Origin of the sequence: Tengunoibacter tsumagoiensis, from assembly GCF_003967535.1 — a bacterium.
In the GTDB taxonomy this organism is placed as follows: Bacteria; Chloroflexota; Ktedonobacteria; order Ktedonobacterales; family Ktedonobacteraceae; genus Tengunoibacter; species Tengunoibacter tsumagoiensis.
The window spans coordinates 828,435-843,849 of the sequence record NZ_BIFR01000001.1; the positions used below are offsets into that span (position 1 = coordinate 828,435).

14 protein-coding genes are annotated in these 15,415 nt (G+C 48.4%); 7 read left to right on the forward strand and 7 right to left on the reverse strand.

Annotated features, from left to right (window positions below; genetic code table 11):
• Positions 1-37: 37 nt before the first annotated feature.
• The 4 genes from EL628_RS03225 (at position 38) to EL628_RS03240 (ending at position 2,496) form a co-directional block, all read left to right on the forward strand.
• On the forward strand, positions 38-478 hold the full coding sequence (locus tag EL628_RS03225; protein ID WP_126578359.1) for a pentapeptide repeat-containing protein: 441 nt from the start codon (positions 38-40) through the stop codon (positions 476-478).
• Between the two features lie 250 nt (positions 479-728).
• Positions 729-1,019: a hypothetical protein gene (locus EL628_RS03230; protein WP_126578360.1), complete on the forward strand. Its 291-nt coding sequence runs from the start codon at positions 729-731 to the stop codon at positions 1,017-1,019.
• A gap of 270 nt (positions 1,020-1,289) precedes the next feature.
• Complete coding sequence (panD, locus tag EL628_RS03235) at positions 1,290-1,712, forward strand: aspartate 1-decarboxylase (RefSeq protein WP_126578361.1); 423 nt, start codon at positions 1,290-1,292, stop codon at positions 1,710-1,712.
• Between the two features lie 133 nt (positions 1,713-1,845).
• Positions 1,846-2,496 carry a RecX family transcriptional regulator gene (locus EL628_RS03240; RefSeq protein ID WP_126578362.1) on the forward strand — a complete coding sequence of 217 codons (651 nt, stop codon included), beginning with the start codon at positions 1,846-1,848 and terminating at the stop codon, positions 2,494-2,496.
• A 5-nt stretch (positions 2,497-2,501) separates the two neighbouring features.
• Here the strand turns inward: EL628_RS03240 and EL628_RS03245 are convergent, their stop codons facing one another.
• The 4 genes from EL628_RS03245 to EL628_RS03260 form a co-directional block, all read right to left on the reverse strand.
• Complete coding sequence (locus EL628_RS03245) at positions 2,502-3,347, reverse strand: class I SAM-dependent methyltransferase (RefSeq protein ID WP_126578363.1); 846 nt, start codon at positions 3,345-3,347, stop codon at positions 2,502-2,504.
• 1,133 nt (positions 3,348-4,480) lie between these two features.
• The gene (locus tag EL628_RS03250) at positions 4,481-6,736 is read right to left on the reverse strand and encodes a serine/threonine protein kinase (RefSeq protein WP_161975238.1); all 2,256 of its coding nucleotides are present in this window, start codon (positions 6,734-6,736) and stop codon (positions 4,481-4,483) included.
• 254 nt (positions 6,737-6,990) lie between these two features.
• Positions 6,991-8,070, reverse strand: coding sequence for a hypothetical protein (locus EL628_RS03255; RefSeq protein WP_126578365.1), 1,080 nt, complete (start codon positions 8,068-8,070; stop codon positions 6,991-6,993).
• A gap of 443 nt (positions 8,071-8,513) precedes the next feature.
• The gene (locus EL628_RS03260; RefSeq protein WP_218028861.1) at positions 8,514-9,275 is read right to left on the reverse strand and encodes an SDR family oxidoreductase; all 762 of its coding nucleotides are present in this window, start codon (positions 9,273-9,275) and stop codon (positions 8,514-8,516) included.
• Between the two features lie 205 nt (positions 9,276-9,480).
• Between EL628_RS03260 and EL628_RS03265 the strand changes: the two genes are divergently transcribed.
• The gene (locus tag EL628_RS03265) at positions 9,481-9,807 is read left to right on the forward strand and encodes an ArsR/SmtB family transcription factor (RefSeq protein WP_161975239.1); all 327 of its coding nucleotides are present in this window, start codon (positions 9,481-9,483) and stop codon (positions 9,805-9,807) included.
• A 551-nt stretch (positions 9,808-10,358) separates the two neighbouring features.
• Complete coding sequence (locus EL628_RS03270) at positions 10,359-11,489, forward strand: L,D-transpeptidase (protein WP_161975240.1); 1,131 nt, start codon at positions 10,359-10,361, stop codon at positions 11,487-11,489.
• A 67-nt stretch (positions 11,490-11,556) separates the two neighbouring features.
• Here EL628_RS03270 and EL628_RS03275 read toward each other — a convergent pair whose 3' ends face one another.
• Positions 11,557-12,576 (reverse strand): NAD-dependent epimerase/dehydratase family protein, encoded by a 1,020-nt coding sequence (locus tag EL628_RS03275; RefSeq protein ID WP_126578368.1) that lies wholly within the window; start codon positions 12,574-12,576, stop codon positions 11,557-11,559.
• A 194-nt stretch (positions 12,577-12,770) separates the two neighbouring features.
• On the opposite strand from EL628_RS03275, the gene EL628_RS03280 reads away from it, so the two are divergent.
• Positions 12,771-13,295, forward strand: a complete 525-nt coding sequence (locus tag EL628_RS03280; RefSeq protein ID WP_126578369.1) for a hypothetical protein — start codon at positions 12,771-12,773, stop codon at positions 13,293-13,295.
• 103 nt (positions 13,296-13,398) lie between these two features.
• Here EL628_RS03280 and galU read toward each other — a convergent pair whose 3' ends face one another.
• Together galU and EL628_RS03290 are read right to left on the reverse strand one after the other, a co-directional pair.
• The gene (galU, locus tag EL628_RS03285) at positions 13,399-14,268 is read right to left on the reverse strand and encodes a UTP--glucose-1-phosphate uridylyltransferase GalU (RefSeq protein ID WP_126578370.1); all 870 of its coding nucleotides are present in this window, start codon (positions 14,266-14,268) and stop codon (positions 13,399-13,401) included.
• A 487-nt stretch (positions 14,269-14,755) separates the two neighbouring features.
• Positions 14,756-15,250 carry a DUF1440 domain-containing protein gene (locus EL628_RS03290; RefSeq protein WP_126578371.1) on the reverse strand — a complete coding sequence of 165 codons (495 nt, stop codon included), beginning with the start codon at positions 15,248-15,250 and terminating at the stop codon, positions 14,756-14,758.
• Positions 15,251-15,415: the final 165 nt, after the last annotated feature.

The window sequence follows — 15,415 nt, forward strand, 5'->3', positions numbered from 1 at the left end:
AGAAGTGTTGGATTGATAGTGCTAGGAGGCGGTTACAATGGCGGATGCACAGCTTGTAGATCTTCTCAAAAGTGGAGGGATCGATGCATGGAATCAGTGGCGGCAGTCTCATAGCTCAACGCAGGTAGATCTTAGTCGGGCTGAACTCAGTGGAGCCATGCTGGGAGAGATGGATCTGCATAACGTTAATCTCAAAGACGCGAACCTCAGTCAAGCAGACCTTAATCATTGTAATCTCCACAAAGCTGATCTGACCCGCGCTGATCTGAGTGGAGCAAATCTGGCCAACGCTAACCTCAACCGCAGTAACCTTACCTATGCCAACTTCTTCTCCGCCGATTGCTCTGGGGCCGATCTGACCGGCTCGGATCTGACACAGACAAATTTTCTCCTCGCTAATTTGAATGGAACAAATTTTAGGGATACAAATATCACTGAGGAACAGCGCAAAAGTGCTCGCAGGCGAGTACTTTTTTAAGCCAGCCAGTAAGGTAGCTGCTTCACATCGTGGCAGCTACCTGTCTTTTCCCGCAACCTCTCCTTGCATAAATGATCTCCAAACTCTTTATCGTCGTAGTTACCTGCTGAGAGGCCATTAGCCGCCTTTTTTTGTTCCCCAATATGATGATATATAGCCCTCTAGTCATAGAAAAGGAGCAAAATAGCGCCCTCAGACAAACTACAGAGTATAATAACAACAGGTGAGATAGTCAGGAAAGGGAGCGAGGGTGAGAGCCGAATTGCCCACTGAGATACAGCAACAACTGGCTGGCTACGGTATTCAGCACTATGGCGAAATAGAGCTGAGAGAAGAGCTAGAGGCCAGGATACAGACCTATACGCTGTTCAAATTGGCAGATTGGCCCGCGCGGCGCTGGAAATGCCGCTACCGACTGATGATGGGCGAGGGCATGTATGATGCACAGAGCGTCCCCGAAGCATACGCACGCGGATTGCTCGCCATCTTGCAATCGCCAGACAAGAGCGCTTCTACACAGGAAACCGGGGAAACGCACTAAGCAATCTTGACACAAAAGCGGTCACATTCCACGTTCGTTGGTACATTGCTCCTAGTTTGTGCCCAATGTCCACATTCTATCGTTTAATAAAGTAGATAGGTAGCGGACTGGTGGACGAGACTGATGCGATTGCCTATCGATATATGCTAGAACACTAACAGAACACTATAATCCTGTTATTAGTATAAGCCTTTGACCTCTTCCCGAAGCTCCAATTCAGGTGGGGGACAGAAGTAAGCCTTTTAGTAGAGGAAAGGAACCATACCACTTATGTTACGAACCATGTGCAAAGGAAAGATCCATCGCGCTACCGTTACCCAGGCCAACCTGAACTATATTGGCAGCATCACGATCGACCAGGACCTGCTAGAGGCAGCCGACATTTATCCTTATGAAAAAGTACAGGTCGTTAATATCAACAATGGTTCACGCCTGGAAACATATGCAATTGCTGGTGCTCGGGGTTCCGGTGTCATCTGCCTCAATGGTGCAGCCGCCCGTTTGACTTCAGAAGGCGATATCGTCATTGTGATTAATTATGGTCAGTTTACCGAAGCTGAAGTCCGCAAGCTCGTTCCACAGGTAGTGTTTGTAGACGAGAATAATCGTATCACCGAGAAAAAAGAAGTCCCTTTGATCGAAATGCTGCCCGAGTATGATGAGACCGGCGATTTAGAAGTTGCTCTTTCCTAATCAGTAACTTCGAGTAGTTCAGTTCATTCGGCCAGATGGTTGGATGAATTACTACTTGGCCTCCTCCCTAACAAACGTTAGTAAGTCTCCTGCCAGGCTACCCTCTCCAACAAAAACATGATATAGTATCAGTATGCGCATTACCTCATTACAACCGCAGGCCACCAATCCTGATCGTATAAACGTTTTTGTTGACGATCAATTTTTGCTGGGTGTCAGTACCCTTGTCGTGGTGAATCTGGGTCTCAAGATTGGACAGGAGCTCACTAACGATCAGATAACACAGTTGCAACAAGAAGAGGCCCGGCAGCAGGCTGTTGAGCGGGCATTGAACTATCTTTCGTTTCGTCCGCGTAGCCGTGAAGAGGTGCGCCGTTATCTTAAGCGTAAAGAGACTCCGCCTGAGATTATTGATGCAGTTCTGGTGCGTTTAGATGCGCTGGAGCTGATCAACGATCAATCCTTTACGGAGTTCTGGATTGATGCCCGTGAGCGTTCCAGTCCCAAAGGCGCTCAGGCCATCAAGCATGAGCTGCGCCAGAAGGGCGTGAAGCGCGAAGTTATTGACGAGATGGTCACTGACGAGCAGGATGAGGAGCTGGCGCTGCGTGCCGCCGAAAAGAAAGCCATCTCCCTGATCAGGCAGCCTGATATCGATTATAAAACCTTCTACAATCGGCTTGGATCGTTTCTACAGCGCCGTGGTTTTAGCTACGAGATAGTTAAAAAAGTAGTGAAAGCTCTCTGGGAGGAGCTCAAACAAGAGCCCACCGAAGAGGAATAACAAGGTTATTTATATGCAACGACTCCAAAGGCTTCGGGATGACGCACTACCCGACTGAAGCCAGCTTCTTGCAGGCGTTTGAGCGCCCCACGTGTCACTGTTCCACTCGATTTGCTATTGAGATCCCCAATATAGTGAAAGAGGCGTCCTCCTTTTTTGAGGACGCGATAGAGCTCTTGATAGAAGACGCGAGAATAGAGCTCTCCGGCCAGACTAAAGACTGGTGGATCATGGACAATGCGTGAGAAGCTATCGCTTTCAAAGGTGGGGACGAGCTCATAGGAATCGCCCATAAGTTGTTGAATTTTCGGATTGGTAAAGAGCGATTGAGACCATGGGTTCTGGCGTGCAATCGTCTGTGCCCCCGGATCAAGCTCAATTGTGACGACCTGCTCAGCTGTTCTGGCGGCTTCGATGGCGGTATAGCCCAGTCCGGTTGCGGTATCTAAGACCCTTCCAACCATCGGGGCAATCGTTGCAATCTTTTTATGGGTGTCCTCCATTGGGTCGATATCGACAATCCGATGCATTGTGAAGCCTGCGATGAGCATACTGGGTGTGCGTTTCGTAGGGAGGAGGCTACACATACGATTGGTCTCCTCTGAGAAGATCTGAATGGGGCGTATCCCTGCGGCCTCTACTGCAAAACAGGTCACTTTTGAGCGCTGAATCTTCTCAATCTGCTCCCAGCTTAGCTGTTCCCCACCGGGAAAGAAGGCACCTTCTGCAGAGAGCATCACTGGAACCATAGAGAGCCCGAGATCAGGCGAGAGCTGTATCTTCACCTGGCCTTGTTGAAAAGCTTTGAGAAGAGCCTCTGCCTGTATATATGAGAGCGTGATTGTAGCCATTCTACTTCCTTTATCTTTGCTTGCTCGTCGCTGATCCATTCTCTAGTATAGGGGGTACCGCTGGCTTGCGCAAGGGCACATCCCATCAGGTCTCCAATACTGTTGAGCTTCACATGGGTGCCCCCTGCATGGCCAATGGGAACACGGGACATGGGAAATGATGTTATGGAGGGGCTCACATGGCGGAAGGGGATGTTTAGGCAGGAGACAAGCGACCTGCCCTACTTGTATAGTTAATCATGCACCATTTCGAATATAAAACATTGTAAAGTAGGGAAAGCTGCTTGTCTCTTTCCACTGCTCCCTCTCCACGATGTGAGCCCCTGCATGGCCTAATGGGAACACGGGACATGGGAAATGATGTTATGGTGGGGCTCACATGGCGGAAGGGGATGTTTAGGCAGGAGACAAGCGACCTGCCCTACTTGTATAGTTAATCATGCACCATTTCGAATATAAAACACTGTAAAGTAGGGAAAGTCGCTTGTCTCTTTCCACTGTTCCCCCTCCGCTTTGTGAGCCCCTGCATGGCCTAATGGGAACATGGGAAATGGGCAATGATGTTATGGTGGGGCTCACATGGCGGAAGGGGATGTTTAGGCAGGAGACAAGCGACCTGCCATACTTGTATAGTTAATCATGCACCATTTCGAATATAAAACACTGTAAAGTAGGGAAAGTCGCTTGTCTCTTTCCACTGTTCCCCCTCCGCTTTGTGAGCCCCTGCATGGCCTAATGGGAACATGGGAAATGGGCAATGATGTTATGGTGAGGCTCACATGGCGGAAGGGGATGTTTAGGCAGGAGACAAGCGACCTGCCCTACTTGTCTTATCATGTATTGATCATTTAACAGGTAAAACACTGTAAAGTAGGGAAAGTCGCTTGTCTCTTTCCACTGTTCCCTCTCCACGATGTGAGCCCATCCATGGCCTAATGGGAACATGGGAAATGGGAAAGGAAGTTATGGAGGGGCTCACATGGTGGAAGGGGATGTTTAGGCAGGAGACAAGCGACCTGCCCTACTTGTATAGTTGATCATGCACCATTTCGAATATAAAACACTGTAAAGTAGGGAAAGTCGCTTGTCTCTTTCCACTGTTCCCCCATCCGCTCGGTGAGCCCCTCCATAGTTCAATGAAAAAGGCTACCATGGGTGGTCTGGCTATTGTTAGAAGGAGTGGCTATAGACGGCGTGGAATACGCAGTTGCTGTAGGAGGTGGCATGGTCTGGAGAGTGGTGGTAGGAGGTGGAGATTGTATAGTGGTCTGAGGAGTGGTGGTGGGAGGTGGAGATGGTATAGCGGTGGCGGTAGGAGATGGTTCTGGAGTGCTGGAGGTTGCTGTAGGTGGAGGAACCTGTATATTGGTATTAGGTGTGGCCGTAGGTGTCACTACCATAGGAATAGTCGCACTGATAGTGACCTTGATGAACACTGATCGCATATTTTGTTGCGAGCCCGTAGTCTGAATAAAAGTGATAATGCCGCTATAGACGCCAGGAGACCAGCTTGAGACGGCAGGTGAAAAGGCCACTGTGACGGGTTGCTGCGGAGTTAAAGGTCCACTATTCGGAGTAATCTGAGTCCATTTTAAGGCATCACCAGACGCGCTATAGGTTCCTGTACTGCCACAGTTGAGCAGAGGAAGCGTCTGTGTTGGCGGATTACTCCCTTGAACTGCCGTAAAATCCAGCTCATTGGCTCCAACCATCATACATGCAACAGGTTGTATCCGCAGTCTGACCATGATAGTACTGCTGCCCGCATTGGTTGTAATCTTGATATGACCAACGTACTCTCCAACGCTGAGATTCGTGCTATCAACCCCTACAGCCAGTTGGATCATCTCGCCAGCCTCAATAGTGCCAGTCACTGGCCGACTGATCAGTAGCCAGCCGTTATCGACACTGATGGACCATGTCCCACCTCCACAGCCTGGTCCATTGCTCAGCGTGGTCGTTTGCAGGTCAGGATCGCCCTGCCCATCCTTAATCGTAAAATTCAGAACGGGAGTCTGACCACTCAGGCAGATCGGCTGAGCGAAGGTATTTTGTGGCCCGGATGGTGTGACAGGTGAGGTTGTCACGATTGTGACTCCTGCAACGGTGGCAGTTGGTTTCGTCGCTTTTGAGGACCTGCTATGAGCGCCATAGGTTGAAGAACCAGACCTTTGCCGGGTTAATGGCTGATCTTGTGGAGCCGTTCTATCAGGTGTATGCCAGAGCGTGACGGTTAGTAGTACAAGCGAAAAAGCCAGGAGGGCAGCCAGTAAGAGACCGGGCAGAAGCCAGCGTCTTGTCTGGCGTTGATTTTCTGGAACGGCTGACAGAACCGAGGATTCTGCCTTAAGCTGAGTTGCATAGAGATCCTCGGGTTTTGTGGCCAATGCGATGGCTGGCTTGTGGGGCGAACCCTCGTTGCCCGGCCCCACCTCGGACTGTTGTGTTGCATAGATAAGCTCGGGATGAGGACGAACATAGCACGATAGGGCCGTCTCTCTCGCCTGTGATAAAGAGGATTGGTGAGAGAAGCTCGTGCTGGAATCAGAAGAGATAATGAATGATGACCGCATTGACCTGCGGAGCTCCTGCGCAAACTCTCGCACAGAGGCGAAACGTTGATCAGGATCTTTAGCGAGCGCCTTCCCAACGACCTCGGCTACAGCCAGCGGGAGCGAGCGATTCTTCTCACAGAGTGCAGGCGGACGTGCATGCAAATGTTGTCCATACATCTCAGGCAAAGAACCCTGGAAAGGAAGCTCACCAGCAAGCCACTCATAAACAACAACTCCCAGGGCATATTGATCGCTGGCTGGTCGCGGCAGCCCCATAATCTGCTCAGGAGCCATATAGGCCACCGTCCCAGAAGCGGCCTTCTTGCCCTGCTGAGAGACAGCCGACGAAGTAACCAGTGCGATCCCAAAATCACTGAGCAGAATCTGTTGCTGGCTGCCAATCAACATATTTTCAGGTTTAATGTCGCGATGAATGATTTTATGCTCATGGGCATAGTCTAGAGCATGCGCCAGTTGTTCCACATATGGAACAACCTGAGCCAGTGGCACCTGGTAGCCTCGAGGATGGCGTTGACGCAGAGTGCCATTGGGGGCATACTGCATAATGATAAAAGGCTCATTGTGCTCAACCCCACAGTCCATGACTCTGATAATAGCAGGATGATCTAGAGCCGCAATGGTGCGGGCCTCACAGAGAAAAAGTGATAGATCACGAGAGATGATAGATTGATTGAGAAGCTTAATCGCTGCAAGAGAGTCCAGATGAATATGTTCTCCCAGATAAACCTCTGCAAATCCCCCCACTCCCACTAAACGCGTCAAGCGATAATTAGCAAACTGCTGACCAATGCGGTCAGATGTTTGATCACTCATAGTCATTTATCCTTCGCAACCTCTTGTGCAGAAGCTTTAGTCATCGATACAATGCTGTTTAGCTGGTATAAAGTTTGTAGATCAACCGAATAATATATAGATTAGCATAAAACTCATTGTTTAAACAATTACTATGCGTAATGATATAGATATGGCTATTTCCTCATAAATAGCTATTTATAATTGAGTATAGAAGGCACCCATAGGCCACGTTTACAACGGCCTATGAGTGCCCCTCTATAGCGGGAGTTGTTTTAGCATCCTGCCGGGGGACTGGTATAGAGTGTCCCCAGGTAATCGTATTGCCCATTGTAGCCCTGCGAAGGGTTTTCATGAGCGAACCAGGAGAAGTAGACCTCATCCTGATAGTTGAGGCCATTGAGTACAAAGTCCTTGCCAACTGCTGGATCGCCGACTTCCAGATAATTGGAACAGCCATAGTTCGTTGCATACCAGTTGGGAGTCTCATTATTGACATAGGGATCGTTTGCCCATTCGGCAATCTCATGGGTCAGCCCATTAATATTCGTAAACACATCACCAGCTTGATCATAAGAAGCATACGCATAGGTGAAAAACTGGCCATTGCTCAGGACCGCATTGTGGAAGCCACCAATACAGCATTGATTGGGATCTCCACTATACTGATAGATGTTCACCGCTGAGAAAATGACGAGATGATTGGGAGCATCATTTTTGACCACCAGGCTATCGGCCTGCGGATTAAACCAGTTGACATCGACGTAGCCAACAGTATTGTTATTGGCATCTTTTTTGATATAGCCAGCATTCGCGGGCACAGTGAGCGTCTGTGTGGCTTTAATCGTTGGCTTTCCCAGCAAAACATGGTAGTTCGGGCTTTTGGTCGAGACGCTACTCCAGAACTGCCCACGCTGTATTGCATCCATATACTGGGTATTTCCCGTTATAAACTGAGCGCGTCGAAACAGAGCTGAACCAGTAATCTGCTTCAGAACCGTATTCCCATCTAACTGAGTGCCATCCGAAAACGTGAAGATCAACGGAATAATGTCGACCGCAACGATCGTTTTAGCAGACCCATTGGCTGGATTGGTACCAATCATAGTATATGAGTAGTTCAATCCCTGATAGCTAAATGACGAAGACCACGTTGGCAGGCTGGCCGCCGTCGCCAGCGCTGCCAGTCTGGATGGCTGGGAGACCGCTTTATGTGGATGATAATTGATACTATGCCTTTTGCTGGTTTGAGCATGGGCCTGCGATAGCTGGCCCGACACAGGCATAAGTGAGAGAACACAGAGCAATAGAAGTGCCAGCACTGTCATATGCATTAGAATGTTTTTTTGTTTCATACTTCCCCTCTTCAACATCCACTAACCAATCAGACATATACAATATGTTATATGTCTATGTCCTGTATCTAATAAAACATCTCAAAACCGGTTTATTTCGTACAATACCATTTTAGCATAGACATACTTTATTCGACTTCAATAAAGTTAACTAAATAAAGCAAAAATGGCGAATAATTGTATAGAGAGATCCCAAAAAATCGTTAGAAAGCACGAAAAATTACTAGAAATTACTAGAAATTACTAGAAATTACTAGAAATTACGAAAAATCTATTTTCATTGAAACTAAATTACACTGATTTTTAACTATGTAATCCAGCAAGGTTCCCCACAAAGAGGACCAGAATAATTATTCAAAGAGCATGATCATCGTACTGTATCCTGTCGGGGAGGATCCCTGTCCTGGCTGATTTCTCCTGACAGGAACCCGATCAGACAGCTCTTATTGAATGATGAGGCCGCCATCGATGACGATATCTTGACCGACGACAAACGAAGCTTCGGGAGAACTGAGCCAGAGGACCGCAGTCGCAACTTCTTCGGGCGTGCCAACACGACCAATGGGCATAAGAGAGCCACGCATGCGTTGCTGGTTTTCCAACGACCCAAACAGACGCTCCGCCATTGGAGTCCCAACCGATCCCGGACTCACTGCATTGATACGAACCCCTGATCTGATCGTTTCGAGCGCAGCAACGCGGGTTAAGGCCAGGATACCTGCTTTGGCAGCACTGTAAGCTCCCATCTGAGGCAGACCGATGTAGGCAAGATTGGCTGCCATATTGACAATGACGCCGCTTCCCTGCACGAGCATCTGCTGGATTTCGTATTTCATGCTCAACCAGGTGCCTTTGAGATTCGCGTTGATAGTGGCATCCCAATCTGTCTCGTGCAGTTCGTGTACCGGGCTTCGTGTCCCCTCGTAACCAGCGTTGTTGAAAGCAATATCGAGACGGCCATAGCGAGCCATGATCTGCTCAAATAATCGTCTCACCTCGGCTTCAACGGTGACATCAGTCTGGAAAAAACTGGCCTTCGCTCCTTGAGCCTGGAGCAAAGCGATGATCTTCTCCCCTTCGTCGGCTCGACGACTTGCAATGACAGGGGTAGCTCCTTCACGAGCAAAGGCCAGGGCAGTTGCCAGTCCAATACCAGTACTTCCCCCGGTGATCAGCACAATCTTGTCAGAAAATCTGTTCATCATTCTTCTCTTTCTTTTTGTCTGATACGTTTCACAGGTATCCTCAAATACTCTCGCGTCGTTTGAGAACTGCAAGAGAAGCAATCCTGCGTTTCTCTCAAGAGACATTCCAATTTACATTGGAATGTTCGGATGATACTCCAACTTATGTTGGAATGTCAAGCGAACATGTGCTATACTGAAAGGTATGGAAGAGGAAAAGAGAGCAATGCTGGCAAAAATCGCGCGGGCGCTGAGCGATCCGATACGGTTACAGATTCTGGATATTCTGGCGAAAGGGCGTGACGCTTCGTGTGTCTCGTCCCCTCACCCTCAGCTTCCTCATGCGGTCTGCCCCTATCTGGATGTGCAGCCAAAGCTCGAAAACATCTCCACCTCGAAGTTGTCGTACCATCTCAAGGAGCTGCGTGAGGCAGGATTGGTGGAGGAATGTCGTCTGGGGAAACAGGTATTTTATCTCGTCAATCACAAGACGCTGGAACAGTTGCTTGAAACAGTCAAAGAGCGTTACCTTCCCTCATCATTTCCGTCATGAGCAATCAGAGAAAGAACTATTCTGATGATATCCTGTCCTCTTGCCAAAGCCTCCGCATAGCCAGCGTTCAGTCAGAGATCTGGTTTATGGTTTTCGGATAAGCTCTAAGCGAAAGGCCATAGAGTCAGAAGGGAGGCTACGCATTAAGTGAGGGGTGATAGAGTCAGAAGAGTGGAGAAAATAAGAGATGCTTTGAGGTATCCTGCCTGTAGTATTAAAAATAGATCCTGAGACCAAAATTGCTTATCTGGACACGTTTATACACCGTAATGCGTTATTACTAGTGGAGGGGAGGAGAGCACCATCAAATAGAGAGCAGACTACATTGTAAAATTCAGACTAAAATTCAGACTAAAATTCAGACGATATCCCAAAGAGCGCAACAAAATGGTGAATCTGAACGATTATAATATAGAGATCTAATGATAAATCCTGCTAGATTTTCAAAAAACATGAAAAATTGCTGATTAAAAATTGTTATATGCCGATGTCTCATCGTAATGTATAGGTATTCTCAAGTATTCGCATATCTTGCCAAGGATGAAAAAGAAATGAAAACACATTGGATGATGCCGAAGAAACGAATCTCCCAGCATTTGCTGACATTGATAGTCTCGATGACGCTGGTCAGTCTGGTCATGGCAGCCTGTTCGATACCTGGTGGTGGAATCGCTTCAGGTGGTCAGTCCGTTCCCACCCCCACTCCTACTCCCACGCCCCTACCAACCCCGGATGCCAATCTTCAACAACAAGGAACAACCCAATTGCAAGCGTTTCAGCAATTGATTACGCAGATGCAGCAATCTGATGGCGATGTTACGACCTATCAGCAGCAATATACCTCCGACCAGCAGGCCTTACAGGCAGCAAAGACGGTCGCTACCTACAATACGGCTCTGACCACTCTCAACGGCCACATCGATGGAATTAAACTTCCCGAGAAAAAGGCTGAAGCATTGAGCTTGCAGAAAAAGCTAAAAGATGAGGTCTCTACCTGGGGCCAGCAACATACGCATCATAATGACTACGACAATAAAGATTATCCACTGGGTTTTGAATATGGAGATCTGGGGAGTGGAGGATTGGCCGATGATCGGATCAAGAATGCTCAGAAGTTAGAGGATTATCAGCAAGCTGTCGATGATCTGAATATGTACCTGACCAACTTTCAGGCGATGACGACCAATTTCAACGACAAGACCCCCTATAATCAGCCTCATGCCACTGACGCCCAGTTGATGCAGTCTTGTGGTCGAACCTCTGGCAAGGTTATTGTCGTTTCCCTCTCTGAGCAAGTGATGCGCGTCTATAACGATGGTCAGCTCGTCAATTCATTTTATGTGACAACTGGCCGCCCCGATCGTCCCAGTCTGGCCGGTTGCTGGTGGTCGGAGGTAAAACGAGCTCCAGACACCTTTAAATCTGGTGTGAAGCCGGGTCAGGACGGCTACTACCCTGATACCCATATCAACTATGACATCATGTATCATAGTGGCGAATACTACATTCACGATAGCTGGTGGCGCGCTGATTACGGTCCCGGCATGAATTATCCGCATATTGACTCAGGCGGTGACTCATTTGCCAATTTTGGATCACACGGTTGCGTCAATATGCCTACAGCAAGCATGCAGTGGGTCTATAACTACATGGATCTTAATCAGGGGATTATCATCTACTAAGTTCCTTGCTCGTATGAGCAGTTGGGTACAGGGCAGAGATTGGCAAGTCAATCTCTGCCCTGTATTTCTATGCTAACCCTTCTAATTCCTGAATCATCTGTGTGCTAAGGCGCTGCCAGGCAGAAATAACCTGATCATCAAAGGGATCATTATCGCTATTCTCAATCCGGTTATGCTCATCCAGCCATGCGACCGTACGGCGAACCCCATCGAGCCAGGGAACCGTATAGCGAAAATCAAGTTCGTTGCGGGCAGCCGTATTGTCAAAGATATTGCTAAACTGGAAATTGAAGAGCGTCGTATCCAGACGTTTGGGGGCGATACGCGCCAGGAGCTCAGTGGGAATATGGACCAGTTGTGGATCAGGAGCGCCAAGAGCCTCCGCAACCTGCTGATGGTAGCGATTCCAGGAGCGCCAATCTTCGCCCGTGAGATGATATGAGCGGCCAATCGTCTGTTGCTTTCCTGCTGCGACCACAAAGGCGCGAGCGACATCATCGACATGACAGGAGACCCAGAGTGAATTTCCATCGCCGTGAACCACAATGGGTTTTCCCTTGCGAATACGATCCAGATACGTTGTGCTCCAGCCCAATGTGTGGATGATGGAGCCGCCCTCGCCGTAGGTATGAGCAGGCCGCAGAATAGTTACGGGGAACTTTCCCTGTCGATGGGCCTGAAGAAAAATATCTTCACAGTGGGCTTTATTCTTCCCATATTCGCTGCGAGGATTGCGAGGACTATTCTCATAATAGGGATAGCCATCGGCTGGCCGTGTATACACATCGACGGTGCTACAAAAGATATATTGACCTGTGCGACCACTAAAGGCCCTGACGGCGCTATTGGCTTCTTCGGGTGTATAACAGACCATATCAATAATACAATCGAAGCGTTCGGCATCGCTCATTTGTTTTTCAAAGGCAGCAAAGTCTCGTCGATCGCCCTGGATATGTTGAACCTTGTCCTCAATTCTCAGCGGGCTTTTGCCACGATTATAAAGCGTAACATTCTCTCCACACTGCACAAGCTGACGGGTAATTGCTGTGCTAATAAGCCCTGAACCACCGATAATAAGTATACGCATAGATGTTTAATCTCTCCTTACTACTCTGTGAGGCTGCATTTTAAGTATTTATCATAAACGTGTATTTTCTAGTATACTCGACAATAATTATACCACTCCAGGCTTCAAGCCTTGCCTTCACATGTTGGGAACTTTTCATTCTTAAATACGTCTATAATGGTGATGTAGTTTGATTACCTGGAAGGATCTTTGTTATGAACATGCAGTTACGCTCTTATATATCTCATCTCCTGTTTGCCTGTATCTGTCTTGTGATAGCTCTGAGTATGGTGGCCTGCGGTGCTCAGGGAGAGGGATCTGCATCACCCACGCCCACGCCTACTGCAACTACAGCCGTCCCCATTACCACCACAGCCGGGATCACGATTGTTGGACAGAACTGTGGCAAGGTATCGGTTCGGCCCAATGGTTCGCTTGACGCTCAGCAAGCACCTGGCGATGTGAGTAACTGTTTCTGGAAAGCCTTTCAAAGTTGTCAGAGTGCGACCATGATGTTTGTTGTCGGTGGCATTGATACCCTGACTACTCGTGCTTTTACAGTGCAGAAGCAGGCAGGCACTTGTAAAGTAAGCGAAGCCGTCCAGCATAGTATTGCGCCACGTCCTGCAAACTCTACGACGATCAATTCCTGTGCCGACATAATCAAGAGTGCTGATAAGCTGACCTTCCATTCATGCGGGGAGGATGGCACCGTCGAGGTTCCACTTAAAAACGCATAAGCCGTTGTACCACAGCAGTCATAAACGCGGGCCCTTCATCATCTGGCAATGTATTGTGGATGATGAAGGGCCCGCGTTTATGACTTGCCGCGCTGAAAAGAGGTTAATCTTCCTTCAACACCTGGCGCATATAATCGCGTAGGGCAGGTGCCAGTTCAGGTCGGCGCAGTCCCCAGGCGATAGAGGTTGTGAGAAGGCCTAAAGGATTGCCCATATCGTATCGTTGCCCTTTAAAGTGGATGCCGTAGCAATTGCCAGCCTGAGCCTGCACCTGGAGGGCATCGGTCAACTGAATCTCTCCACCACGACCGGGCTCCAGTTTCTCAATAATCGCAAAGATATCGGGAGTCAAAATATAGCGACCAGCAACAGCCAGATCAGAGGGCGCTTCCTCAATAGGTGGCTTCTCAACCAATCCCTGCACCTGTAAAATGCCAGCGCCTTTATCCTCGACAGAGGCAATACCGTAGGAAGGGATCTGCTCGCGCGGAACGCTAAAGAGAGAGAGAACCGTCTTCTGTTGCTCCTCAAAGACCTCTAACATACGAGCCAGAGGTGGCGTCTCAGGTGCAAAGATCTCATCGCCCAGCATCACCACAAACGGCTCATTCCCCACTAACTCTTTCGCGCAGAGAACTGCATGCCCCAATCCTAAAGGCTCTACCTGGCGGACAGAGATATATTTAGCGGCCTGTTGGAGCTGCTGTAGGGCCTCAAGCTCCTTCTTTTTGCCTTTGTGTTCTAATGCCTGTTCCAACTCGGGGAAGGCATCAAAATGATCTTCAATCGCACGTTTGCTGCGGCTGGTAACAAAAATAATCTCTTCAATCCCGGCAGTAACTGCTTCCTCAACAATGTATTGGAGCGTGGGCTTATCGACGATGGGGAGTAGCTCTTTGGGCACCACCTTTGTGGCGGGAAGTACACGTGTCCCCAACCCGGCCACAGGCATGACGGCTTTACGAATATGCATTTGTCCTCCTCATATATACAACAGGCATAGTGCCTGTTTATCGCCATGTATAATCATACTACATATTGTAGTTGATTACACCCTTGAGGTCAATCTGAGCGAGAACAGAAGCCCTATGCTCTTCTTTATGATTGTTATGTTTCTTGATAACTCTTCTTAACGTCTTTTGAGTACCATAATCAGAACAATAATGACCACAAGGGCGATAAGATAAGGAAATTGGATACTCAGATAGACAGTATTATTAGCGACACTTAGCTCCATACTGTGATATATCCTTTTCTTTCTATTTATCGTTATCATTGATTGGAAGCAGAAGATTTTATATTTTAAAACTACTTCCCTTGTTTATAGTACGCATGAGAAAGACAAAGAGTTTTATCGAACCTCGCTTGCTTACACAAAGGTCCGGATTGCCTATGATTAATGTATTGAGAGACCATTGCAGATAGGATTGTCAGGCGCAAGAAGAGCCTGCCCTGTAGTATTATATGTACAGTTCAAGCTGATCCGCAACTATTCCGGTCGTTGCCCCCCAGATCAGATGGGCAATAATCATGAGGAGATTGCGCCTGGCAGACTCTTTGGGCGCAGCGGCAGAGAAGCGACCCAATGGGAGCCAGCCTAGATAGCTTAGCATCCAGATGCCCAGTCCAAAGAGTGAGCCTTTTAAGATAGGAGGCCATTTGAGCTTTTGCATCAGAATGCTATACAGTGAGCCCATACCAGAGCCATAGCTAAAGTGAGCAGCCAGGCTGATTCCCAGGATTTGAGGCTTCCCTACTGACCCGCGTACTTCAGCTCGTTCGATTATTTCTTCTACAATCTCTTCTGGTGGAAGCTCATATTGCTGCGAGCCGGGTAGTAGCTGGTGCATTATCAACATAAATGCAGTCATAGGAACCGTGGCTACAAAGCCAGCTACGGTGCCAGCCTGGAGAGGAACCACCATAGGGGCTAGCGAATCGTCCAGTCTATCCATCTCTTATCCTCGCTATCGGCGCTGAGAAAACAATGTGCCAGAATGATCAACCTCATATCATAATGTACACGGGTGGGACAGGCAAATAGTTTTCGGAGCCGGACAATGTCTAAGCATGCCACGGATGGTCCGAGCAAATAGTTTTCAGAGCCGGGCAATGTCTAA